A 23006-nucleotide genomic window follows, 5' to 3' on the forward strand; every position below is an offset into this window, starting at 1 on the left:
TCCTCTTCCTAGAGAAAATCTGTTCGATCAGTTGATCTGGTAAACGATGTTGGTCGACCAGCTGCCCGAAGTCGGGTTGCCAGCGTCGTCCAAAGCAGGGTTGAACCGGGCGTAGCGCGTCACGTCGTCACAGGCCGCCTGATCCAGGGTCGGATCTGCAGCACGGGTAACCCGGCAGGACGATACGCGTCCGTCGGCTCCCACTGTAACAGCAACACCCACCGTACCCTCGATCTCACGACGCAGAGCGCGCGAAGGGTAGTTCTCGATGATGCGACGGGTCCAGCGTGCCTGGCCATCCGGCGTTGCCGGCCGTGCCTTCGAAGGTGGCGGCGGCGCTGGTGGCGGTGCCGGAGGTGCAGCCGGTGCCGGCGGCGGAATCCGCAGTGCCGGGGGTGCCGGTGGCGGGATGTTCGCCTGCGTCCGGATTGGCGGTGGTGCGACGCTCACATTAATAGGTGGCGGAGGTGCAACCGGCGGTGGCGGTGCAACTTCCTGTTCCGGCGGCGGGGGCGGGGGTTCCTCCTCCGGCTCCGGTTCCGGCTCCTCAATATCCACGGTGGTGACCCGCTCTGCAATCTCCTTCACCGCCGAAATGGCGAGTCCGGAAATAAGCAGGTAGCCCACGGCCACGTGGATGAGGGCAACGATGACAATCGAGATTACTCGACTGCCGCTCATCTCTTGGTCAGCGTAAGCCATCCAGTCCCTTCACTCCAGTTTAACGTCCAGCCAGACCGAAATCCGGCTCTCCAAGGGTAGTCCAAACATAGTCCGGACAACCCAGCTTGAAAATCTTGCCTACCGTTTTGATACCTTGTGACACCGACCCGGCACAACAGTTAATGTGCCAAAAACGCCACAGCGGGAATTTTTTGTTTTCTCCCGGACAGACTTGGGCGGCTCTTAACGAGCCTGAAGGGTTCGGGCAAACCCTTTGTTGATTAAGTCATGATTCAGGACACAGGCCTGACTTGCCGATTAAACCGGACCCCAAGGGCAGGATTACGCATTGTCCTATGGACACCAACGCGCAGAAGGATTGCCATGTCGACCCGCTCTTTTTCACGTAAAGCTTCACGTATTACGCGCGCCGCACTTGGCGCCACACTGGCTTTTACCGTCACGGCCTGCGTCAGCTCCGGCACTGCCATGTCGCAGAATGTGCCCATGACGGAATTGCCCGATGCACAGGCGCCTACCTATGCCGATCTGGTGACCATGGCGATGGAGGCGGACACCGTCGCCATCGTTGCGGTGGAGGAGCAGATTGCCTTCCCGCAAGAGCGCGCGCCGGATGTGCCGCCATCGGAAATTCGCCTTTATATAGAGTCGCTTACGCAAAGCCTGCTGGCCGGTCCGCAGGCGGTTGGCGCGCAGCTGGCCTATGTGGTGGATCAGCGCCGCGATGCAGATGGCAAGGCGCCCGATCTGGAGGGGCGGCAGTTCCTGGTGTTCGGAGATCTGTCCCAAACCCAGCCGGGTGCGCTGCAGCTTTTGTCATCCGATTCGATGCTGCCCGCCGGCCCGCAGATCGAGGCCCGCGTGCGCCGGGTGCTGACCCAGCTTGCCGCGGCCGATGCGCCACCGATGATCACCGGCCTGCGCGATGTAATCTCCGTTCCCGGTAATCTGGTGGGCGAATCGGAAACGCAGATGTTCGTTGAAACCAGCACCGGCCAGCCGGTGTCGCTCACGGTGATTCGCCGCCCCGGCATGGCACCGCAATGGGGCGTGTCACTGGGGGAGCTGGTGGACGCCGCGGCTGAGGCGCCAGAGCGTGATACCCTCGTCTGGTATCGCCTGGCGTGCTCTCTTCCACGCGAATTGCCCGCCGACGCGTTTTTGCAGAGCGACCGCACTTCGCAGGATCAGGCGCGGGCGGATTACGCCTATATCCTGTCCGAGCTGGGCAACTGCGAGCGGCGCTTCACCTGAATTCACGATAAATCGATGCAACACTGCTCTGGCCAAGCGGCGCGGGCTTGCCTAACGCCTGCGCCGCACAAAACACGTCACAGGACAGGCAGGAATTTCGATGGCTGAGAATTTGCGAATCGCATTGGCGGGGCTGGGTACGGTGGGTGCAGGCGTGCTGCGCCTGCTGGCTGAAAACTCGGAAGTGATTGCGAACCGCGCCGGGCGGGCCATAGAAGTGGTGGCGGTTTCCGCGCGTGACCGGGCCAAGGATCGCGGTGTGGACCTGTCTCCCTATGCCTGGGAGGACGACATGACGGTGCTGGCCGCCCGTGACGATATCGATGTGGTGGTGGAACTGGTCGGCGGTTCTGACGGGCCTGCCCTGACGCTGGCGCGAAAATCGCTGGCCAGCGGCAAGGGCCTGGTCACGGCGAACAAGGCGATGGTGGCCCATCACGGGCTGGAACTGGCAAAACTGGCAGAAGGCAATGGCGCGCCCTTGCGGTATGAGGCGGCGGTGGCTGGCGGCATCCCTGTGATAAAGGGGCTGGCAGAAGGCGCAGCTGCGAACCGGATCGAACGGATTTACGGCATCCTCAACGGCACCTGCAATTACATCCTCTCCGAAATGGAGACGACGGGACGCGATTTCTCCGATGTTCTCGCCGATGCGCAGGCGCTGGGCTATGCAGAGGCGGACCCAACCTTCGATATCGAAGGGGTGGATGCAGCGCACAAGCTCTCCATTCTGGCCAGCATTGCCTATGGTACGGAGCTTGATTTCGCGGCGGTGGACACATCCGGCATCAGCCGCATTCGCGCCGCCGATATCTCTCAGGCGCGCGATCTTGGCTATGTCATCCGCCTGATCGGCCTTTCCGATTGCACCGACAAGGACGGCACGCGTCACCTGTTCCAGCGCGTTGCGCCATATCTGGTGCCCGTAAAACATCCGCTGGCCGCGGTGGACGGCCCCACCAATGCCGTGGTGGCAGAGGGCAATCACGTGGGTCGCCTGCTGTTCCAGGGTGCGGGCGCGGGCGATGGCCCCACCGCCAGCGCCGTGGTGGCTGACCTTGTCGATATCGCCCGTGGCAGCAGCATGGCGCCGTTCTCGCAGCCGGTGGATACGCTGCAATCCAGCACGCCCGCCGATCCGGGTGACCGCCGCAACCGCGCCTATGTGCGTTTCACTGTGGCAGATCGGCCCGGCGTGCTGGCAGAGATTACCGCCGCCATGCGCGATGCAGGCGTCTCCATCGAGAGCATGATCCAGCACGGCCAGCCGGATGATAGCGGCGATGAACCCGTGCTGGTTGCCATCGTCACCCACGAAGGACCGGAAAGCGGCGTGGCCAAGGCCCTCGAGCTGCTGGAAGGTTCGGCAAGCCTGGTGGAAGAACCGCTGGTGATGCGCCTGATCGGCTAGTCACCGGCCGGGGTGGCACGAGGGAGCGCCACCACTGCTATCTCGCTGCTGCTGCTCGCCGCCTAATCATCGCCAGAGATATCTATCGGCACCCGCTTCCCCGTCAGTTCGGCGGCAGGCGCGTCTGCCTCTATCGCGCTCACCGCCGCGGCTTCCTCCTCGCTTAGGGGTTCGGGAAACGCGGTCGTATCCACCAGCGGTGGATAGGGCGGGACGGAGCCGACGCGAATGCAACTGGGCGGGCCGAGGCCGAGGACCCAGCATGGCGGATCGGTTAGGCCGGGAACATGCCGCCGGTCCGATTGCACGGGCCGTGGCAGGGGTGAAAGATAGCGTTCGGTCTCGGGCAGTTCGCGGCACACCACGATTGCGCCGTCTTCACGGATATCTTCCTCGCAACGCTTGGGCTCCACCAGCGGAACCGGCGCATCGTCGTCAAATGCACCGCCGCTTTCATTGGCAATATCGGTGGGGCCGTACACCTCTTGCGTGAATGCCGGTGATGCAGGAACACCCATTATAAGTAGCGGTGCGAAAATTACGGCTGATAGCCTCGACATTCACACCCCCTCGACCTAAGCGGCATTGCTTTAAGTCCCGGCCAGTTTCCGATGGGAGCCTGAATTACTTATGAACTCCGATAATTCCGCCAAGAGCGTTCTCGATCGCGTACTCGTCATGGAAATGGTGCGCGTTACGGAGGCTGCTGCCGTTGCCGCCTCCACACTGGTTGGGCGCGGCGATGAAAAAGCCGCCGATGCCGCCGCCGTGGAAGCGATGCGCCAGACATTCGATACGCTTGATATCGATGGCACCGTGGTAATCGGGGAAGGCGAACGTGACGAAGCGCCCATGCTCTATATCGGTGAAAAGGTCGGCGGTGCGCCGGGCAAGGGCCCCAAGATCGATATCGCGCTGGACCCGCTGGAAGGCACCACCATCACCGCCAAGGCCGGGCCCAATGCGCTGGCCGTGCTGGCCGCTGCCGAAGAGGGCTGCCTGCTGAACGCGCCTGACGTTTACATGGACAAGATCGCGGTTGGCCCCGGCTATCCCGAAGACGTGATCAGCCTGGACAACAGCGTTACGCAGAACGTGGAAGCCGTTGCCGCCGCCAAGGGTGTGAAGCCGTCTGAAATCATCGTGTGCGTGCTGGATCGCCCGCGCCATGCAGAACTGATCGCGGAACTGCGCAGCATCGGCTGCGGCGTGGTGCTGATCGGCGATGGCGATGTGGCCGGCGTGATCGCCACCACCGATCAGGACACCACGATCGACATCTATATGGGTTCAGGCGGCGCGCCCGAAGGCGTGCTGGCCGCGGCCGCGCTTCGCTGCGTGGGCGGGCAGTTCAATGGCCGCCTATTGTTCCGCAATGATGATGAGCGCAAGCGTGCCGCCAAGTGGGGCATCGAGGACCTGGATCGCATCTACAAGCTGCACGATCTTGCCAAAGGCGACGTTATCTTTGCTGCCACGGGCGTAACCGACGGCTCGCTGCTGGACGGCGTGAAGAAGATCAAACGCCCCAATGGCGAACGCATCATGACCACTGAAAGCGTGGTGATGCGCGCTTCGTCCGGCACGGTGCGCTGGGTTAAGGGTGAGCACCGGATCTAGGGTTCACCCGGACCCCCGAATCCAGTTGAGCAAGGCCGGTCGATGGCGAAAATCAAGGTCATGAAATTCGGCGGTAGCGCCCTTGGCCTTTCGGCTGTCGGCATCGTCGTGCTTCTGGCGATTATCGCCGTGCCCGTGCTGCTGCTGTTCGGCGCTGCCAAGTTCAGCGTCTGGACGCTTGGCTGGATGCCCGATCTGATCGGGATTGCGGCGCTGGTGTCTCTGGCACTCGTCCCGCTGGCCATCATCCCGGCGATGCGCGGGGTGGCCAGCAGCCTGCTAGGCTTCGCATCGCTGCTTTTCGGCGTCAGCCTGTGGCTCTATTCGCTGGCGTCGACCTATATCGAATGGGGCATGCTGGGCGTTATCCTTGGCGTGCTGCTGGCAGGCATCGGCGTGGTGTTTACAGGCGTGCTGGCCGCGCTGTTCTCTGCCAGCTGGGGCGTGCTGGGCAATATCGCCGCCCTGTTGGCCCTGACCATCGCAACACGCTTTGCCGCCAGCTTCCTGCGCGCATCGGCATTGCGCGAAACCTTGCGCAAACGCGTGCAGGAGAACCCTTCCGAAGCCATCATAGATCAGCCTGATCCCGGCGATCATCGCTGAGGCGATTACGTGGGGTTTGCGCCCCGCCAAAAGCGGCCTGTCGGCTAACGACCCGACAAAGGACCTTGCAATGGGACTGTCCCCTGCTTTCGCCTCACTTTGCGAGCCGGCCAGTCGCAGTATTATCCCGATGCCGAGGTGCTCATTGCATGCAGAATCACGCGAATGGTCTCCTCTGGCTGATCCCACATGGGAAAGTGTCCGCTACGTTCGAACCAGTGCAGCGTCGCTTCGGGAAATGCTTTGATCGCGCGATCCGCCTGCTGCGGTAGACACAGCCGATCCTTGCGTCCCCAGCCGATGACAACGGGCTCAGCTGTTTTCGCAGGTCCCTCTTGCATTGCGCCGTCGGCGAGGTCCTTCACGAGCGAGTTGACGGTCCGCGTATTAGCCAATGACCTGAGTTCACGCGCGACGAAGGCCGGGTCGAGTTTCCAAGGCCTTGCAGAAAGCTGGGCCATCAGCGCGGTCCGGCCTGCGACATTTCCGGTAATGGCAGAAAGCGCCGGTCGCAGCGCGCGAACCAGGGCAACCGATGGCGTTATGGTCGCTTTGAAGAAGTTACGCTCCCACCCCTGCCAGAAGCCGCCCGGATCCAACGCGACAACCGCGCCCGCTCGGCCGCGCCGCGCCATCTCGAGCACCAGGCGAGCGCCCAACGAACTGCCAACCATATCAATATCTGTGAGATTCTTCGCGCCGAGCCAGTCGTCCAGACTCCGCGCGAGACCGTCGAACGTTCCGCTGTCGGCCTCTTCGGGTGTCTGCCCATGGCCGGGTAGGTCTATGGCGATCACATCCCTGACTTGAGAAAGCGCAGGCGAGATCGTGTCCCACGAGCCGGAAGTAGCCCCTAGTCCGTGGACAAGGAGAAGGGGTTTTCCGCGCCCTGCGCGGGTAATGTGCATGGTCATGTAATGGTAACGTCTCGCACCGACTTATGGCCCCGTAGATGTCGTCATCGCCCGAGGTGAGACCAAGAACGGACAGTCCGGTATCGGCCCAGTTGGGGTCGCTCAATCTCGTATCTTCGACGTCCGCTAACCACCCCAATCCCAGTCATTCGGCAATGTCCGCTTTTGCCCTCAATGCCAATTGGAGGCACAAGCTCGGTCGGCACCTCGCCGACCGCAAGGACGAACGCCCGATCGCAGCGGGCGCGTAGCGTAGCGGAGCGCGTCTAGCGAGGAAGCAGCCGCGGAGGCGGCTGCGCAAAACAACGGGCCTCCACATTGCAATTCCATGACTCTCGGCTAGGGCGAAGCCTCCAGCACCACACAGGGATTCGCATCCATGAAAATCATGTCCGGCAATTCGAATTTGCCCCTCGCCCGTGCCATTGCCGGCTATCTTGAAGTTCCCCTCACCGATGCCAGCGTTCGCCGCTTTGCCGATGAAGAGGTGTTCATCGAGATTCACGAGAACGTGCGTGGGGAGGACGTGTTCATCGTTCAGTCCACCAGCTTCCCGGCGAATGACAATCTGATGGAACTGCTGATCGGCATCGATGCGCTGCGCCGCGCGTCTGCCAAGCGGATCACCGCTGTGGTGCCCTATTTCGGCTATGCCCGGCAGGATCGCAAACCCGGCCCGCGCACGCCGATCTCGGCCAAGCTGGTGGCAAACCTGATTACAGAGGCAGGCGCGGATCGCGTGCTGGCGGTGGATCTGCACGCAGGCCAGATCCAGGGCTTCTTCGATATCCCGACCGACAATCTCTATGCCGCGCCCACCATGGCTGCCGATATCCAGGCACGTTATGGCGAGAAGGACCTGATGGTCGTCTCCCCCGATGTGGGCGGCGTGGTGCGCGCCCGCGCCCTGGCAAAGCGGCTGGACAACGCCCCGCTCGCCATCGTGGACAAGCGCCGCGATCGCCCCGGCGAAAGCGAAGTGATGAACATCATCGGTGATGTGAAGGGCCGCTGCTGCATCCTAATTGACGATATCGTCGATTCGGGCGGCACGCTGTGCAATGCTGCGCAGGCGCTGCTGGATCAGGGCGCGAAAAGCGTGACGGCCTATATCACGCACGGCGTGCTGTCGGGCGGTGCGGTGGCGCGGGTGAACAAGTCCGCGCTGAAGGAGCTGGTAATTTCCGATTCCATCCAGCCGACCGATGCGGCCAAGGATTCAGACCGCATCCGCATCCTGCCCATCGCCCCGCTGCTGGGCGAGGCGATTCGCCGCATTGCGGATGAAAGCAGCGTCTCCAGCCTGTTCGATTGATGCGCGCTGCGGCTGCCCTGCTTGCCATAACATTGGCGGGCTGCACGGCGGCCGCACCTGCGCCGGTCAGCTGGCAGCCACCGCTGGGGCCAAATCCGGTTTTTAATGCCGCACCCGGTGCAGCGCCCGATCATCGCCTGCTGGTGACAGACCTGAACCTGCCGCCCGATGCCGTTGGCGCTGCGCATTTCCATCCGTGGGAGGAATATCTCTACGTGATCGAAGGCAGCGCCCTGCTCGACATGGAGGGATCGCCGCCGCGGACCCTGACCGCCGGAGAAAGCTTCGTCATCCCCGCAAGGCAGGTGCACACGCCGCGCGCAGGCGGCGATGGGGTGCGCGCCATCGTGATCCGCCTGCATGACGAAGGCGATCCGGAACGACTGCCCGCAGATGGGGTTGAAGCCGAATGAAACTTGATGCCGAAATCGCCCTTGCTCACCGCCTTGCCGATGTTGCGCGCGAGGAAATCCGCCCGCTGTTCCGCTCCGGCGTGGAGAGCGAGGCGAAGGACGATGCCTCCCCCGTCACGATAGCGGATCGCAATGCCGAAGAGGCGATGCGCAAGCTGATCGAGGCGGAGTTTTCGGGCGACGGCATTCACGGCGAGGAATTCGGCGTGAAGGAAGGCGTTTCCGGGCGGCAATGGGTGCTGGATCCGATCGATGGCACCACCGCCTTTCTGGCCGGACGCCCCATTTTCGGCACGCTGATCGCGCTGCTGGTGGATGGCTTCCCCGTGCTGGGCATGATCGATCAGCCGATTGCCTCGGAACGCTGGCTGGGTGTTGCCGGAGAGCCGACGACCTTCAACGGCAGCCGGGTGGAAACGCGCCGTTGCCGCGAACTCTCCGCCGCCAGCCTTGCCACCACCGGCCCGCATTATTTCACGCAAGGCCAGGGCGATGTGTTCATGGCGCTGGCCGCGAAGACCGATCACAAGCGCATGGTGATGGGCGGCGATTGCTACAATTACGCCTGCCTCGCGTCGGGCCAGATCGACGTGGTGTGCGAAGCGGGGCTGAAGTTGCATGATTACGCGGCTCTGGTGCCGGTCGTCGAAGGCGCAGGCGGCATGATGTGCGACTGGGCGGGCGAACCGCTGCACGCAGGCTCCGACGGCACCGTGCTGGCGCTGGGCGATCCGGCGCGGCTGGAAGATGTGCTGGAGGCCATGGGCGGACAGTAGGGGGCGGACAATAGGGGGCGGCCAGAAGGCTCCCGCACGCGCCGACCAAAAAGTAAGCAAATCATGCGATTGCATAGCCCGTTCGACTTTTGAGCGAGGGGTATTTATGCGCATTGGCGGGATGATCTGGGTTTTGCTGGCGGCGCTGTCTTTGGGCGGCTGCGGGGTTGCGCAGGATGAACCGCATGACAGCGGCCCACCGGATTACCGCTATCGCCTGACAGTGGAAGTCGACACACCCGAAGGTGTGCGCAGCGGCTCCAGCGTGATCGAGGTCACGCAAAGGCTGGGCCGGTCTGGCGCCAGCCCCGCCCACCAGGCTGTATATCGCCGCCTACAGGGTAAGGCGGTTGCTGTAGACCTTCCTGATAACCGTGTGCTGTTCGCCTTGCTGCGCTCCGACGATAATATCGAATGGGCGAGCTATGTGATGCAGGATATTGCACCGGACATCGAGTGGGAAAGCTGGTCGGAGCGGCTGGACAATATGCTGCTACTTGAAGGGCCGCAGGATTTGCCGCGATATTGGCCGCGCGCTGGAAAGCCGGGGACGAGATCGGCGCTGCCGATGCTGGTGACCTTTGGCGAACTGGACGATCCGACCAGCGTGGAGCGGGTCGACCCGGATGACTTCGCAGCCAGCTTTGGCGAAGGCGTGAGCCTGAAGCGCATCAGGGTGCAGATGACCGATGATCCGGTGACGACCGGTATCGAGGAGCGGTTGGGGTGGTTGCCGAACTACTATGACAAGATGCTTGATGGGCAACGGCTAAATTCGGTTCATGCGGAGCATCGATTAGCCAACGATCTGTCCCAAGGTGCTTTTAGCAAGGGGATATTACAATGAACCGCGAAGCTCTTTTTTCCTCTTCTGGCTCTCGACTCGTATGATCGCGGCTTTGGCTACAGCTTGCTTTTAAATTGAGGGCTCGGAGAGAAATCAGCTTGAAACTGCACGAAAGCTCGGCACAGATGTCGAAGACCCTTCGCAAGTTCGCGTTCCTGCCCACTGGGCCGTTTCCTACGGCCAACCACAAGGGCAGGATCGCGAATCGCTCTTTCACATCGTCGACGCCCACGAACATCTGGGCCGCATTATCAGCGCCTCACCCCCGCATGTAGTTCATCAACTAACTTGCATTCCTGCGCAGAATCGCTAATTGCGCGGCCTTCACCGACACGTAATCATCTGCCGGTCTGGCCGTAAGGGCTGCCAGGGCTGGTTAGGACGTGTCTCTGCAAGGAGATGAAAATGCCCAAGCTGAAGACCAAGAGCGGCGTTAAAAAACGCTTCAAGCTCACTGCCACCGGCAAGGTCAAGCATGGTGTCGCTGGTAAGCGTCACCGCCTGATCAGCCACAATGCGAAGTATATCCGCCAGCAGCGCGGCACCAAAGTCTTGTCGAAGGCCGATTGGTCCGCCGTCAAGAAATGGGCGCCCTACGGCCTTAGTTAAGCCGCAGCTTAGGAGATAAAGATATGCCTCGCATTAAACGCGGCGTGACCACACGCCAGAAGCACAAGCGCTTACTCGATCAGGCCAAGGGCTATCGCGGTCGTCGCAAGAATACGATCCGCGTGGCTCGTCAGGCCGTCGAAAAGGCCGGCCAGTACGCCTATCGCGACCGCAAGGTTAAGAAGCGCAACTTCCGCGCCCTGTGGATCCAGCGTATCAACGCTGCGGTTCGCGCCGAAGGCCTCACCTATTCGCAGTTCATGCATGGTGTGAAGCTTGCCGGGATCGAGCTGGACCGGAAGGTCATGGCCGATCTGGCGATGAACGAAGGCGATGCCTTCGGCCTCATCATCAAGCAGGCGAAGGACGCACTTCCCGCTTAAGAACAACATCGGTTTTGCCGATAGCAAAAGGGCGCGGTTGGTTTGGTCCAGCCGCGCCCTTTTCTTTGCCAATTTCAGCCTTGAATATCAGGACTGGTTCGGAGAACATTCAGAGTGCCGTTCGTAATTTGATTGCTTAAAGGTCAAAACTTTGCCTTTTATCGGGATTGCAGGTTGGATCGCAATCATGGGGGGCCGAGTAATTCCAAACGAAGACGCCTGTAACGGAACAGTGCGGGTAACAGCTTATGAGCTGTCTCCCGCTCTACAGCCGTTCTTCAGCGCGCTTTACAACTTCGATGTCCATACTGACGGATCATCAATTGTTCGCGATTGTCATTACCCGGATTGGGCAGGCCTTCATTTTCGCGCACACGGCCTTCCGCAACTGGTGTCTATCGGTGACGCTCCGACAGAGGAGAACACACCCTTCGCGGCTAATGGCCCCACCAGCCAATCGTTAAGGGTAGGCTTTCGCACCTCCCAAACATGGAGCGTCGGGCTGAGCCCGGTGGGCTGGGCACGATATGCAAACGGCCCGGCGAGCGCGATCGCCAACAGCATCGTGGATGCATCAACCCATCCGGCGTTCAAGATCTTCACCGCCATTCCAGAGATCATCGCCGCGACGCCGGATGATGCGGATGCCGTTGTCCGCCAGATTGACACGTTTCTGTGCCAGATCGATTCTCCACGCAGCCCGCATGAAGAAAAGGTGATCGCCATGCACGAGGCGCTGCGCGATCCATCCGTCGGCGATGTCGAAACCCTTTCGGAGCGTGTCGGCATCAGCCGCCGCACGCTGGAAAGGCTGGCGTCGCGTTTCTTCGGCTTTCCTCCCAAAACCCTGCTGCGCCGCCAGCGTTTCCTGCGCAGCCTAGGCAAGTTCACGATCGAACCGGGGCGCAGCTGGAGCGCATCGCTGGATGGCCACTATGTCGACCAGGCGCATTTCGTGCGTGAATTTCGCGCGTTCATGGAAATGACGCCCAGCGAATATGCACAGATGCCGCATCCGGTTCTTGGCAACATCTTCACCAAGCGATTGACGGAGCAGGGCGCGCATTAGGGGCGGGCGGCCCGGGCGCTGAGAGAATTAGGGCTTGGGCGCGGGCGGCAGGGCGGCTAACAGGCGCGGCCTGTCGTCAAACAAATCGAAGTACCGCAAAGCACCCATGTCCGACCACGATCAAACAGGCCAAGAGGCCCAGTCCCGCATTTCCGCTGCTGAAGACTTAAGCGCGCTGGAGGCCTTGCGCGTCGAATATCTCGGCAAGCAGGGCAGCATTTCCGGCTTGCTGAAGACGCTGGGCAAGATGACCCCGGAGGAACGGCAGGAGAAGGCTCCGGCGATCCAGGCGCTGCGCCAGTCGGTGACGGACGCCATCACCGCGCGCAAGGCAGAGCTGGAAGCCGCCGAACTCGAAGCGCGGCTGGCAACGGAGACGCTGGATCTCACCCTGCCTGCTCCCCAGGCACCGCAGGGCAGCGTGCACCCGGTAAGCCAGGTGATGGACGAGCTGGCAGAGATTTTCGCCGACCTTGGCTTTGCCGTGGCTACCGGACCGGAGATCGAGGACGACTGGTACAATTTCACCGCGCTCAACATGCCCGAAAGCCATCCGGCGCGCGCGATGCACGATACCTTCTATTTCCCCGACACCGCGCCCAAGGGTGGCAAGATGCTGCTGCGCACGCACACCAGCCCCGTGCAGGTGCGCACCATGCTGGCCGAAGGTGCGCCGCTTCGCATCATCGCGCCGGGCCGCGTGTATCGCAGTGACAGCGATGCCACCCACACGCCGATGTTCCACCAGATCGAAGGGCTGGTAATCGACAAGGGCATTCACCTTGGCCACCTGAAATGGACGCTGGAAACCTTCCTCAAGGCCTTCTTCGAGACAGAGGATATCGTCCTGCGCCTTCGCCCCAGCTATTTCCCCTTCACCGAACCCAGCGTGGAGGTGGACGTCGGCTTCGCGATCGAAAACGGCAAACGCATCCTGGGCGGCAGCGGCGATGAAGCCGGCCACGGCTGGATGGAACTGCTCGGCAGCGGCATGGTGAACCGCCGCGTGATCGAAATGAGCGGCCTTGATCCCGACGAATGGCAGGGCTTTGCCTTTGGCGTGGGCGTGGATCGGCTGGCCATGCTGAAATACGGCATGGACGATCTGCGCGCCTTCTTCGATGGCGATACGCGCTGGCTGAACCATTACGGCTTCAGCCCGTTCGACCAGCCCACCCTTTCCGCCGGTGTAGGAGCGCGGTCATGAAGTTCTCGCTCGAATGGCTCACCTATTTCCTCGAAACTGATGCGAGCACCGCTGAAATCGCCGCCAAGCTGAATGCGATCGGCATCGAGGTGGAGGATATCGAGGACCCGGCAGAGAAGCTGGAAGGCTTCCGCGTGGCCGAGGTTCTTACCGCCAAGCCGCATCCCGATGCGGACCGGTTGCAGGTGCTTTCCGTCAACACGGGGGAGGGCGATCCGCTGCAAGTCGTCTGCGGCGCGCCCAATGCGCGTGCCGGGATGAAGGGCGTGCTGGGCCTTCCGGGTGCAGAGGTGCCCGCAAACGGCATGAAGCTGCGCAAGTCCGAGATCCGCGGCGTCGAATCCAATGGCATGATGTGCTCCGTGCGTGAGCTTGAGCTGGGCGAGGAGCACGACGGCATCATCGAATTGCCCGCCGATGCGCCCGTAGGAACAAGCTTTGCCGAATATCACGGTGCCTCGCCCGTGTTCGACGTGGCGATCACGCCGAACCGGCCCGATTGCATGGGCGTTTACGGCATTGCCCGCGATCTGGCGGCGGCCGGCATGGGCACGCTGAAACCGCTGCGCGAGCATGACATTGCCGCCAGCTTCGCCTGTCCGGTGGAAATCCGCACGGACGATGCCGAGGGCTGCCCCGCTTTCTATGGCCGCGTCGTCAAGGGTGTGACCAATGGCGCAAGCCCCGAATGGATGCAGAAGCGCCTCCTCTCGGCGGGCCAGCGCCCGATCAGCGCGTTGGTGGACATCACCAATTACATGATGCTGGCCTTCGGTCGTCCGGCGCACGTCTATGACCTGAACAAGCTTTCCGGGCCGGTCGTCGCCCGCCGCGCGCGCGATGGCGAGAAGGTGCTGGCGCTGAACGAGAAGACCTACACGCTCGATCCCAGCATGACCGTGATCGCCGATGACAGTGGCGTGCACGATATCGCCGGGATCATGGGCGGCGAGGAAAGCTCCGTGCAGCCGGAAACCACCGATGTGCTGCTGGAAATCGCCTATTTCGATCCGGAAGCCATCGGCGTGACGGGCCGCAAGCTGGGCCTTGCCACCGATGCGCGCACCCGGTTCGAGCGCGGCGTGGACCCTGCCTGGCTGGACGAGGGGCTGGAAAGCCTCACCAGCCTGATTCAGCGGTTCTGCGGCGGAGAGGCGAGCGAGATCGTTCGCGCCGGAACGCCGCCGACCGATCCGAAGGTCATTGCTTTTGATCCTGCACTCACCGCGCGGCTTGGCGGTGTGGAGGTGCCCGAAGCCGAGCAGAAGCGCATTCTGGAAGCGCTGGGTTTCTCGGTTGGCTCTGACTGGCAGGTCACCTGCCCGCTGCGCCGCCACGATATCGAGGGCGCTGCCGATCTGGTTGAAGAAGTCGTGCGCATCCATGGCCTCGGCAATGTGGAAAGCGTCGCGCTGCCGCGTGCTGACGGCGTTGCCCGCCCCACCGCCACGCCGATGCAGGCGCTGGAACGTCGCCTCCGCCGTGCTGCTGCGGCGCGCGGGCTGAATGAGGCGGTGACGTGGTCCTTCCTGCCTACGGCCCAGGCCGAACATTTTGCTGATGGCGATGCGCTGTGGGTACTGGACAACCCCATCAGTGAGGACATGAAGGCCATGCGTCCGTCGCTGATCCCCGGCCTGCTGAGCGCGGCGAAGCGCAATGCCGACAGGTGCGCTGCGGGATCGCGATTGTTCGAGATCGGCCGCCGCTATTTGCGCGCCGAGGATGGCTCCAGCGATGAGCGGTCCACCCTTGCCGTACTGTTGTCGGGCGAAAAGACACTGCGCGGCTGGTCTACCGGCAAGGCTGCGCCGTTCGATGCGTTCGACGGCAAGGCCGAGGCCGAGGCGCTGCTTGCCGATGCCGGTGCGCCTGTAGAAAAGCTGATGGTGTTTGGCGAAGCGGGCGGCCAGTTCCACCCCGGCCAGTCTGCCACTTTGCGGCTTGGCCCCAAGAACATACTCGCCCGCTTTGGCGCGCTGCATCCGGCGACGCTGGATGCCTTCGATATCGATGGAACGGTGATCGCCGTGGAAATCTATCTCGACGCCATTCCCGCAAAGAAGGGCAAGAGCGGTTTCGAAAAACCCGCCTACGCGCCGCCCGCATTGCAATCGGTGGAGCGCGACTTCGCTTTCCTGGTGCCGCAGGATCTTGCGGCCGGTGATCTGCTGCGCGCGGTGAAGGGTGCGGACAAGGCCAACATCGTCGATGCCCGCGTGTTTGACGTGTTTGCCGGTCAGGGCGTGCCCGAAGGCAAGAAGAGCGTGGCCATCGAAGTCACGCTCCAGCCGGGCGAGAAGAGCTACAAGGACGAAGAACTGAAAGCGATCAGCGACAAGGTGGTGGCCGCGGCTGCAAAGCAGGGAGCGGAACTGCGGGGCTAGCGCAGCCTTGCAATCCATTTTGGCGCGCTGGCGGGTAGCCTAATAACCGACGCCCCAGTCGTCCGCGCTGCTGCCGGTTTCGTCGCCCCAGCCGCTGACTGCACTGGGCGCGGCGTAGGAGCCTTGTTCGCTGCGTGACCATTCATCGGCGGCACGGTTTGCGCTTTCAACCTCTGAGGCAGCGTCCGGCATTGCGCCGATCATGGCGTTGGCAGCCGGGTTCATCGCCAGCATGTTGAACGGCCGTTTCTCGATCGCCGCGGCAACATGCTCGTCCGCCACCAGCGCCAGCAAGGATACAGCGTAGCCCTGCTTCTTCATCGCCTCCACGGCGCGCTCGGCATTCTCGCCTTGCGGCGGCTCGATCTCGGTATCGACGAGTGAACCCGTGCCGTCCGCCTCCACGGTGGTGACGAAGCGCATCAGTTCATTGTGGTTTTCGTCAAGCAAGGCGGTGACGATTGTGTTGTCGTCTGGCGTGGTGACGCGGGAGCCCATCACATAGCTGCCCAGCACGTGAAGAGGCACGCTCGCCTGCTTCAGCGACGCCCGCACCTGATCTGGTGGCTGCTCGAAATGCTTGCCGCCGCCGCTCCAGCCCATCCACAGGATACTGGCCAGGAACGGCACAAACATCATCAGTAGGCGTATTTTGAAGAAACCCCAGGCCAAAACGATAGCTCCCCAGCCGTAACGGCGAAGAGCATCCCGCCGATTTGCTAAATTGTGGTAAAACGGCAGAAAATCGTGTGGCCACGGGCGGGAAAGGCCCATTTGCACAACGCCCGAGTGGACGGCAACTGATAGCGGCGCTATCTGCGCGCCTCCCATGACTTCCAATCGCCGCACCTTCGCCATCATTTCGCACCCTGACGCGGGCAAGACCACGCTGACGGAAAAGCTGTTGCTGCAAGGCGGGGCTATCCATCAGGCGGGCCTGGTAAAGGCGCGCGGGCAGGCGCGGCGTGCCCGGTCCGACTGGATGAAGATCGAGCAGCAGCGCGGCATTTCCGTCACCTCCAGCGTGATGACGTTCGAAAAGGACTATGATGGTGAGACGATCACCTTCAACCTGCTCGATACGCCGGGGCATGAGGATTTCTCCGAAGATACCTATCGCACGCTGACCGCGGTGGATTCCGCCATCATGGTGATCGATGCTGCCAAGGGTATCGAGCCGCAGACGCGCAAGCTGTTCGAAGTGTGCCGTCTGCGATCCGTGCCGATCATCACCTTCGTCAACAAGGTGGACCGCGAAGGCCGCGACCCGTTCGAGACGCTGGACGAAGTGGCCGATATGCTGGCGCTGGATGTCAGCCCGCAGATGTGGCCCATCGGCATGGGCGGCCTGTTCGAAGGCCTGCTTGATTTCCGCACCGGCGAAGTGGCCCGGCCCGAAGGCGGTTCGAGCGAATATCTGGGCAAGCGCGATGTCGATGCGGAGATCCCGGAGAATTTCGAGGAAGAATACCAGCTGGCACAGGCAGGCTATCCAGAGTTTGACCTGGAAGCCTATCGCAATGGCGATCTGACGCCGGTCTATTTCGGATCGGCCCTGAAGAATTTCGGTGTGGAGGAGCTGATCGATGCCATCGCGCGCCTCGCCCCGCCGCCGCGCCCGCAGCCGGCCGGGGATGAACTGATCGAGCCGAGCCTTGACGAGGTGACAGGCTTCATCTTCAAGGTGCAGGCCAACATGGACCCGAACCACCGCGACCGCATCGCCTTCATGCGGCAGGTTTCGGGCACCTTCAAACGCGGCATGAAGCTGACGCCAAGCGGCCTTGGCAAACCTATTGCCGTGCATTCGCCCATCCTGTTCTTCGCGCAGGACCGCGAGATTGCTGACACCGCAGAGCCGGGCGACATCATCGGCATTCCGAACCACGGTACATTGCGCGTGGGCGATACGCTGAGCGAAAAGAACGAGATCCGTTTCACCGGCCTGCCAAACTTCGCGCCGGAAATCCTGCGCCGCGTGCAGTTGAAGGATCCCACCAAGACCAAGCAATTGCGAAAGGCGCTGGACGATCTTTCCGAAGAGGGCGTGATTCAGGTCTTCTATCCCGAAATCGGCGGCAGCAGCATCGTGGGCGTCGTCGGCCAGTTGCAGCTGGACGTGCTGGTTTCGCGCCTCTCCGCAGAATACAAGGTGGAGGCAGGGCTTGAGGCATCGCCCTTCGCCACCGCCCGCTGGCTGAAGGGCAGCGATGCGGCGCTGCGCGATTTCGAGAAGTTCAACCAGGGCAATCTGGCGCGGGACCGGGACAATGATCTTGTGTTCATGGCGAAAAGCGCGTGGGACGTGGGCTATCAGGAAGAGAAAAATCCCGACCTGAAGTTCTCCGCCACCAAGGAGCGGTGACACGCGCCGCGTTCGAGCGTAGTCTTTGGCGATGGAATTTTTCGACGCCCTGAACTTCAAGCATGTCGAGATGATCGAATCGCAGCCGGTCTTCTTCGTCGCCACCGCCGCCGATGACGCGCGCATCAATCTTTCGCCCAAGGGCCTGCAGGACACTTTCCGCGTCATCTCTCCCACGCGCGTCGCCTATCTGGATCTTGGCGGCTCCGGCAACGAGACGAACGCGCACCTGCTGGCCGATGGCCGCATCACCGTGATGTTCTGCAATTTTCAGCAGCCCGCACTGATCCTGCGCATCTATGGCACGGGCAAGCCGGTACTGCCGTGGGAAAGCGGGTGGGACGAGATTTCGCAGCACTTCACTATGCTTCCCGGCACGCGGCAGATCTTCGATATCGCGGTGGAAAGCGTGCAGACATCATGCGGCTGGGGCGTTCCGATCATGGAGCATGACCGCGAGCGCAAAACGCTGATCAAGGCGCATAGCAATGCCGATCCGCAGGAATGGGCAGGCAAGCACAAGCGCCGCCGGGAAAGCATAGACGGGCTGCCAACGCGCACCACCGATCGCTATATCGCCGGTGAAACACCGACAGACAGCTGATGCAGCTCACCTTCGCCAGCTACAATATTCACAAGGGCATCGGCGCGGATCGCCGGCGCGATCCCGATCGCATCCTCTCCGTTATCGAGGAGGTCGATGCCGATATCATCGCGCTGCAGGAAGTGGACGAACGCTTCGGCTCTCGCCGTGCAGTGCTGGACAAGGATGATATCGCCGCGCTGGGATGGAATGTGGCGGCCCACTCCACCAAGCCTGCCAGCATGGGTTGGCACGGCAATGCGCTGCTGGTGCGCAGCCATATCAACGTGCTGAAAGTGGATGCCGAAACCCTGCCACGGCTGGAGCCGCGCGGCGCAGTGCGGGTGAAGCTGGACACCGGCGGCGGTGAAATCTGCGTTACCTGCATGCATCTGGACCTGTCCGGCCTCAGGCGAAAACGGCAGTTCGCGCATCTTTGCACCAACAGCCGCGCACCCGGCCTGCCTGCGGTGATGATGGGTGATTGCAACGAATGGATCCGCCCCATCGGCGAGGAGCGCGGCCTTGCCGCACACTGGCAGATGGTGGAACCCGGACCCAGCTTTCCCGCGCGCCGACCGCTGCTGGCGCTGGATCGGGTGATGCACACACCGCATTGGGAGATGCTGGGCGCAGAGGTGCATTCCAGCCGCATGGCGCGGCAGGCATCCGATCACCTGCCCATAAAGGTAACATTGCGATTGCAGGATGCGCCTAATGTGCACGATTCTTAGGCACGCTGCCTGAGAATTAGGCGCGGCGCCCGGTTCGGTGGGCAGCATGAACGCCGAATGTTCGCTCAAGTTCCCGAAATATAACCTTTCATCACTTCTGGCACGGCTGTTGCATTGCACAATCGCGGCCGGGAGCGACCCGGCAAGTCATAGGGGTCAGGGATGAAATTCGTCATCGCCATCATCAAACCATTCAAGCTCGACGAAGTGCGCGAAGCACTCGCCGGATTGGGCGTCGCCGGCATGACCGTGTCGGAAGTGAAGGGCTTCGGTCGCCAGAAGGGCCAGACCGAAATCTACCGCGGCGCCGAATATTCGGTGAACATGCTGCCGAAGGTGAAGCTGGAAATCGCGGTGAGCGATGAGCTGATGCCGAAGGTCGTCGAGACCATCCAGGAAACGGCCAGCACGCAAAGCATCGGTGACGGGAAGATCTTCGTGCTCGAACTGGCTTCGACCACGCGCATCCGGACCGGTGAGACCGACGAAACCGCGCTTTGATCAGGGGGTCAGACACAATGAAATCTGCACTAATGAAATTTGGCGCTGTCGGTGCGATGGCACTGATGGCCACCAGCCCGGCTCATGCCGCCGCGCCTGCTGTCGATGCTGCGGCAGAGGCAGTGGGCGGCGGAACGGCCTATATCTTCAACACGCTGCTGTTCCTTATCGGCGGCTTCCTGGTCATGTGGATGGCAGCGGGCTTTGCCATGCTGGAGGCGGGCCTCGTGCGCGCCAAAAACACCTCCACGCAGTGCCTCAAGAACATCGGCCTCTATTCCATTGCCGGCCTGATGTTCTGGGTAATCGGCTATAACATCGCCTACCCTGGCGACATGGGCACCGACTGGAACGGCTTTATCGGCGGCTTCAGCGGCGTTTATTCGATGCAGGGCGTTGGCGAGGCTGACACCGGCACGGGCTATTCCGTTGCTTCCGACTGGTTCTTCCAGATGGTGTTCTGCGCCACCACGGCCTCGATCGTTTCGGGCACGCTGGCCGAACGCATCAAGATCGTGCCGTTCTTCATCTTCGTCACCATCCTTACCGCCGTGATCTATCCGGTCGTGGTGAGCTGGGAATGGGGCGGCGGCTTCCTTGATACCGACTGGGGCTTCTCCGACTTTGCAGGTTCCACGCTGGTTCACTCTACCGGCGGCTGGGCTGCCCTGGTTGGCGCGCTGATCCTGGGGCCACGTCTTGGCCGCTATGTGGACGGCAAGGTGCAGGTCTTCCCCGGCACCAACATCCCGCTGGCAACGCTGGGTACCTTTATCCTGTGGCTCGGCTGGTTCGGCTTCAACGGCGCCTCGCAGCTTGCGATGGGCACCGTGGGTGACGTGTCCGACGTGTCGAAGATCTTCGTGAACACCAACATGGCTGCCTGTGGCGGCGTGGTGATCGCGATCATCCTGACGCAGATCCGTTACAAGAAGGCCGACGTTACCATGGCCATGAACGGCGCGCTGGCCGGCCTCGTGTCGATCACCGCAGAGCCGCTGGCACCCACCGTTGGCCAGTCGATCCTGATCGGCATGATCGGCGGCGCCATCGTGGTGTTCACCGTTCCGCTGCTCGACAAGCTGAAGATCGACGATGTTGTCGGCGCCATTCCGGTCCACCTCGTGGCTGGCATCTGGGGCACGCTGATCGTGGCCTGGACGGGCGATGCCACCTTCGTGGGTCAGCTGGTTGGCGTTCTTGCCACCATGGTCTGGGTCTCGGTTGTCTCGGCAATCGTCTGGACGGTCCTCAAGGTCACCATTGGTCTGCGCCCATCCGAGGAAATCGAGCTTGCTGGTCTCGATATCCATGAGACCGGCGTGGAAGCCTATCCGGGGCTCGCCAACCAGGCGTAACCCCACACCGAATTGGCGGGGGCGGGACCTTCCTCCTCTCCCCCCGACCCCGCCAACAATCGTTCCTCCTGCGAACGTACAACTTGACAAGGGCCGGAGCCGTAAAGCTCCGGCCCCTTTTTTTGCCTGTTTGCAGGGTCCGATCTTTTTAGTTGCCAGCCGCCCCGCCTGTTCGTTTACAAGCGTCGCTCATGTCGCGCGGATACGGCGCACGCTCAACTATCGGGGGAACATCCATGAAAATGGTCGTCGCAATCATCAAGCCGTTCAAACTGGAAGAGGTTCGCGAAGCGCTGGCCGCCATCGGTATCTCTGGCATGACAGTGTGCGAGGCCAAGGGCTTCGGGCGGCAGAAAGGCCAGACCGAAATTTATCGCGGGGCAGAATATGCCGTGAACATGCTGCCCAAGGTGCGCCTGGAAATTGTGACGAGCGACGAGATAGCGCCAAAGATCGTCGAAACCATTCGTGAAGCGGCGAACACCAATTCTATCGGCGATGGAAAGATTTTTGTGCTGGAGGTGGGCGACGTTACGCGTATTCGCACAGGTGAAACCGGCGAATTGGCTGTTTGAATTGACGCTGCCAAAGAATTGTCACTGAAGAACGCGCGGCTGCTTAAGCCAGGATTGTGACATTCCGGCAACAGCAACCAGGCGCTGGCCCGCATTGACCGGGCGAAGCACTTGAATTACATGGCCGATCTGTGCCGCGCAATATCAGGAAAAGCGAAAACAGAATTACTATCCTGATGTGTCTGGCGCTAGGGAACAATACAGTCAAAGGTCACTTTAGATTGTCACGTTCGGTCCGCGCTCTTATGGGCTGAACAGAACTACTTGGGGAAACAATATGATACGTAAGAGTGCTCTGGCCATCGGCGTTGCCGCAACGGCGCTTGCCGTTCCGGCAATGGCGCGTGATGGCGATGTGTACATCGGCCTTGATGCCGGTGCCATTGAGGTTGGTGAAACCGATCTCGATATTCCTGGCGTCTCCAGCGCCACCATCGATTACGACGCCGGCTTCGATGTCGATGCCGTCCTCGGTTACGACTGGGGCCCGATCCGTACGGAAATCGAAGGCTCCTACAAGGAAGTCGGCAGCGAAGATCTCAGCAGTGCTGCAGTTGGCGCGCCGATCCCTCCGCAGACGATTCCTTTCGCCGGTGTTGAGCAGCGCCTCACCTCCGTGATGGCCAATGCACTGCTCGATCTGGGCGGTGAAGAAGGCAAGGTCGGCTTCGCACTTGGTGGTGGTTTCGGCCGCACCTGGACCGGCATCGACACGGACAACACCGTGCTTGGCGGCAACCTGCTCGACGATGAAGACAATGCCTGGGCATACCAGGGTCTGGCGCAGGTTCGCCTGCCGGTTTCGGACAATATCGAGCTGGGCCTGAAGTATCGCTACTTCCGCACTGCCGAGCTGCGCGTCACCGATTCGCTGGGTCGTGACATCGATTACAATGTCGATTCGCACTCTGGCCTGGTGAGCTTCATCTACAACTTCGGTGCAGCAGAAGTGGCTCCGCCGCCTCCGCCGCCGCCGCCTCCGCCTCCGCCGCCTCCGCCGCCGCCTCCTCCCCCGCCGCCGCCGCCTCCGGCCGCAGTGTGTGAGCAGGGCCCGTACATCGTGTTCTTCGATTGGGATCAGTCGGACATCACGCCGGAAGCAGCCACGGTTCTGAACTCTGCAATCACCGCCTATGGCGATTGCGGCACGGCAGCAATCATGCTGGCCGGTCACACTGACCGTTCGGGCAGCGTCCAGTACAACATCGGTCTCGCCGAACGTCGTAACGACTCGGTCGAGAACTACCTGACCGGTCGCGGCATTCCGTCGACCCGCATCACGACCGAAGCCTTTGGCGAAAGCATGCCTCGCGTGCCGACCGCTGACGGTGTTCGTGAACTGCAGAACCGGCGCGTGGAAATCACCTACGGTCCGGGTTCGGGGATGTAAGCGAT

The 23006-nt window shown here is 61.8% G+C and carries 24 protein-coding genes; 20 read left to right on the forward strand and 4 right to left on the reverse strand.

Going from position 1 to position 23006, the window contains the following annotated elements:
- Positions 1-27: 27 nt before the first annotated feature.
- Complete coding sequence (locus GRF63_RS12490; RefSeq protein ID WP_202131743.1) at positions 28-702, reverse strand: energy transducer TonB; 675 nt, start codon at positions 700-702, stop codon at positions 28-30.
- Between the two features lie 345 nt (positions 703-1047).
- Between GRF63_RS12490 and GRF63_RS12495 the strand changes: the two genes are divergently transcribed.
- Both GRF63_RS12495 and GRF63_RS12500 read left to right on the forward strand, forming a co-directional pair.
- Positions 1048-1938: a hypothetical protein gene (locus GRF63_RS12495; RefSeq protein ID WP_160486397.1), complete on the forward strand. Its 891-nt coding sequence runs from the start codon at positions 1048-1050 to the stop codon at positions 1936-1938.
- 100 nt (positions 1939-2038) lie between these two features.
- Complete coding sequence (locus GRF63_RS12500; protein ID WP_160486398.1) at positions 2039-3349, forward strand: homoserine dehydrogenase; 1311 nt, start codon at positions 2039-2041, stop codon at positions 3347-3349.
- Between the two features lie 62 nt (positions 3350-3411).
- Here GRF63_RS12500 and GRF63_RS12505 read toward each other — a convergent pair whose 3' ends face one another.
- Complete coding sequence (locus GRF63_RS12505; protein ID WP_160486399.1) at positions 3412-3867, reverse strand: hypothetical protein; 456 nt, start codon at positions 3865-3867, stop codon at positions 3412-3414.
- Positions 3868-3979: 112 nt separating this feature from the next.
- Between GRF63_RS12505 and glpX the strand changes: the two genes are divergently transcribed.
- Together glpX and GRF63_RS12515 are read left to right on the forward strand one after the other, a co-directional pair.
- On the forward strand, positions 3980-4969 hold the full coding sequence (gene glpX / locus GRF63_RS12510) for a class II fructose-bisphosphatase (protein ID WP_160486400.1): 990 nt from the start codon (positions 3980-3982) through the stop codon (positions 4967-4969).
- Between the two features lie 60 nt (positions 4970-5029).
- Entirely contained in the window at positions 5030-5575 is a 546-nt protein-coding gene (locus GRF63_RS12515) for a hypothetical protein (RefSeq protein ID WP_160486401.1), read from the forward strand.
- A gap of 122 nt (positions 5576-5697) precedes the next feature.
- Here the strand turns inward: GRF63_RS12515 and GRF63_RS12520 are convergent, their stop codons facing one another.
- Entirely contained in the window at positions 5698-6489 is a 792-nt protein-coding gene (locus tag GRF63_RS12520) for an alpha/beta fold hydrolase (RefSeq protein WP_160486402.1), read from the reverse strand.
- A gap of 379 nt (positions 6490-6868) precedes the next feature.
- Between GRF63_RS12520 and GRF63_RS12525 the strand changes: the two genes are divergently transcribed.
- From GRF63_RS12525 to pheT, 9 genes are all read left to right on the forward strand, one after another.
- A complete protein-coding gene (locus tag GRF63_RS12525; protein ID WP_160486403.1) occupies positions 6869-7804 on the forward strand; it encodes a ribose-phosphate pyrophosphokinase in 936 nt (311 codons plus the stop codon).
- Entirely contained in the window at positions 7804-8217 is a 414-nt protein-coding gene (locus GRF63_RS12530) for a cupin domain-containing protein (protein ID WP_237392525.1), read from the forward strand. The genes GRF63_RS12525 and GRF63_RS12530 overlap by 1 nt, the downstream gene beginning before the upstream one ends.
- Positions 8214-8993, forward strand: coding sequence for an inositol monophosphatase family protein (locus tag GRF63_RS12535; protein WP_160486405.1), 780 nt, complete (start codon positions 8214-8216; stop codon positions 8991-8993). Before GRF63_RS12530 ends, GRF63_RS12535 begins: the two co-directional genes overlap by 4 nt.
- Before the next feature lie 121 nt (positions 8994-9114).
- Complete coding sequence (locus GRF63_RS12540) at positions 9115-9840, forward strand: hypothetical protein (RefSeq protein WP_160486406.1); 726 nt, start codon at positions 9115-9117, stop codon at positions 9838-9840.
- Positions 9841-10245: 405 nt separating this feature from the next.
- On the forward strand, positions 10246-10449 hold the full coding sequence (gene rpmI, locus GRF63_RS12545) for a 50S ribosomal protein L35 (RefSeq protein WP_160486407.1): 204 nt from the start codon (positions 10246-10248) through the stop codon (positions 10447-10449).
- 23 nt (positions 10450-10472) lie between these two features.
- Positions 10473-10832 (forward strand): 50S ribosomal protein L20, encoded by a 360-nt coding sequence (gene rplT / locus GRF63_RS12550; protein ID WP_160486408.1) that lies wholly within the window; start codon positions 10473-10475, stop codon positions 10830-10832.
- Positions 10833-11223: 391 nt separating this feature from the next.
- Positions 11224-11901, forward strand: a complete 678-nt coding sequence (locus GRF63_RS16740) for a helix-turn-helix domain-containing protein (RefSeq protein WP_160486409.1) — start codon at positions 11224-11226, stop codon at positions 11899-11901.
- A 106-nt stretch (positions 11902-12007) separates the two neighbouring features.
- Positions 12008-13108: a phenylalanine--tRNA ligase subunit alpha gene (pheS, locus tag GRF63_RS12560; protein WP_160486410.1), complete on the forward strand. Its 1101-nt coding sequence runs from the start codon at positions 12008-12010 to the stop codon at positions 13106-13108.
- Positions 13105-15495, forward strand: coding sequence for a phenylalanine--tRNA ligase subunit beta (gene pheT / locus GRF63_RS12565; RefSeq protein ID WP_160486411.1), 2391 nt, complete (start codon positions 13105-13107; stop codon positions 15493-15495). The genes pheS and pheT overlap by 4 nt, the downstream gene beginning before the upstream one ends.
- A 39-nt stretch (positions 15496-15534) precedes the next feature.
- Here the strand turns inward: pheT and GRF63_RS12570 are convergent, their stop codons facing one another.
- Positions 15535-16134: a hypothetical protein gene (locus GRF63_RS12570; RefSeq protein ID WP_160486412.1), complete on the reverse strand. Its 600-nt coding sequence runs from the start codon at positions 16132-16134 to the stop codon at positions 15535-15537.
- Positions 16135-16324: 190 nt separating this feature from the next.
- On the opposite strand from GRF63_RS12570, the gene GRF63_RS12575 reads away from it, so the two are divergent.
- The 7 genes from GRF63_RS12575 to GRF63_RS12605 all read left to right on the forward strand — a co-directional run bounded on the left by GRF63_RS12575 (position 16325) and on the right by GRF63_RS12605 (position 23001).
- Positions 16325-17860 carry a peptide chain release factor 3 gene (locus GRF63_RS12575; RefSeq protein WP_160486413.1) on the forward strand — a complete coding sequence of 512 codons (1536 nt, stop codon included), beginning with the start codon at positions 16325-16327 and terminating at the stop codon, positions 17858-17860.
- A 31-nt stretch (positions 17861-17891) separates the two neighbouring features.
- Positions 17892-18464, forward strand: a complete 573-nt coding sequence (locus tag GRF63_RS12580; protein ID WP_160486414.1) for a pyridoxamine 5'-phosphate oxidase family protein — start codon at positions 17892-17894, stop codon at positions 18462-18464.
- Positions 18464-19177 carry an endonuclease/exonuclease/phosphatase family protein gene (locus tag GRF63_RS12585; RefSeq protein ID WP_160486415.1) on the forward strand — a complete coding sequence of 238 codons (714 nt, stop codon included), beginning with the start codon at positions 18464-18466 and terminating at the stop codon, positions 19175-19177. Before GRF63_RS12580 ends, GRF63_RS12585 begins: the two co-directional genes overlap by 1 nt.
- A 162-nt stretch (positions 19178-19339) precedes the next feature.
- Positions 19340-19678 (forward strand): P-II family nitrogen regulator, encoded by a 339-nt coding sequence (locus GRF63_RS12590; RefSeq protein ID WP_120076376.1) that lies wholly within the window; start codon positions 19340-19342, stop codon positions 19676-19678.
- Between the two features lie 17 nt (positions 19679-19695).
- A complete protein-coding gene (gene amt, locus GRF63_RS12595; protein ID WP_237392481.1) occupies positions 19696-21036 on the forward strand; it encodes an ammonium transporter in 1341 nt (446 codons plus the stop codon).
- A gap of 236 nt (positions 21037-21272) precedes the next feature.
- Positions 21273-21611 (forward strand): P-II family nitrogen regulator, encoded by a 339-nt coding sequence (locus GRF63_RS12600; RefSeq protein ID WP_160486416.1) that lies wholly within the window; start codon positions 21273-21275, stop codon positions 21609-21611.
- 277 nt (positions 21612-21888) lie between these two features.
- Complete coding sequence (locus tag GRF63_RS12605; RefSeq protein WP_160486417.1) at positions 21889-23001, forward strand: OmpA family protein; 1113 nt, start codon at positions 21889-21891, stop codon at positions 22999-23001.
- The last annotated feature ends 5 nt before the right edge of the window (positions 23002-23006 follow it).

Source organism: Aurantiacibacter rhizosphaerae (assembly GCF_009807005.1).
GTDB lineage: Bacteria > Pseudomonadota > Alphaproteobacteria > Sphingomonadales > Sphingomonadaceae > Alteraurantiacibacter > Alteraurantiacibacter rhizosphaerae.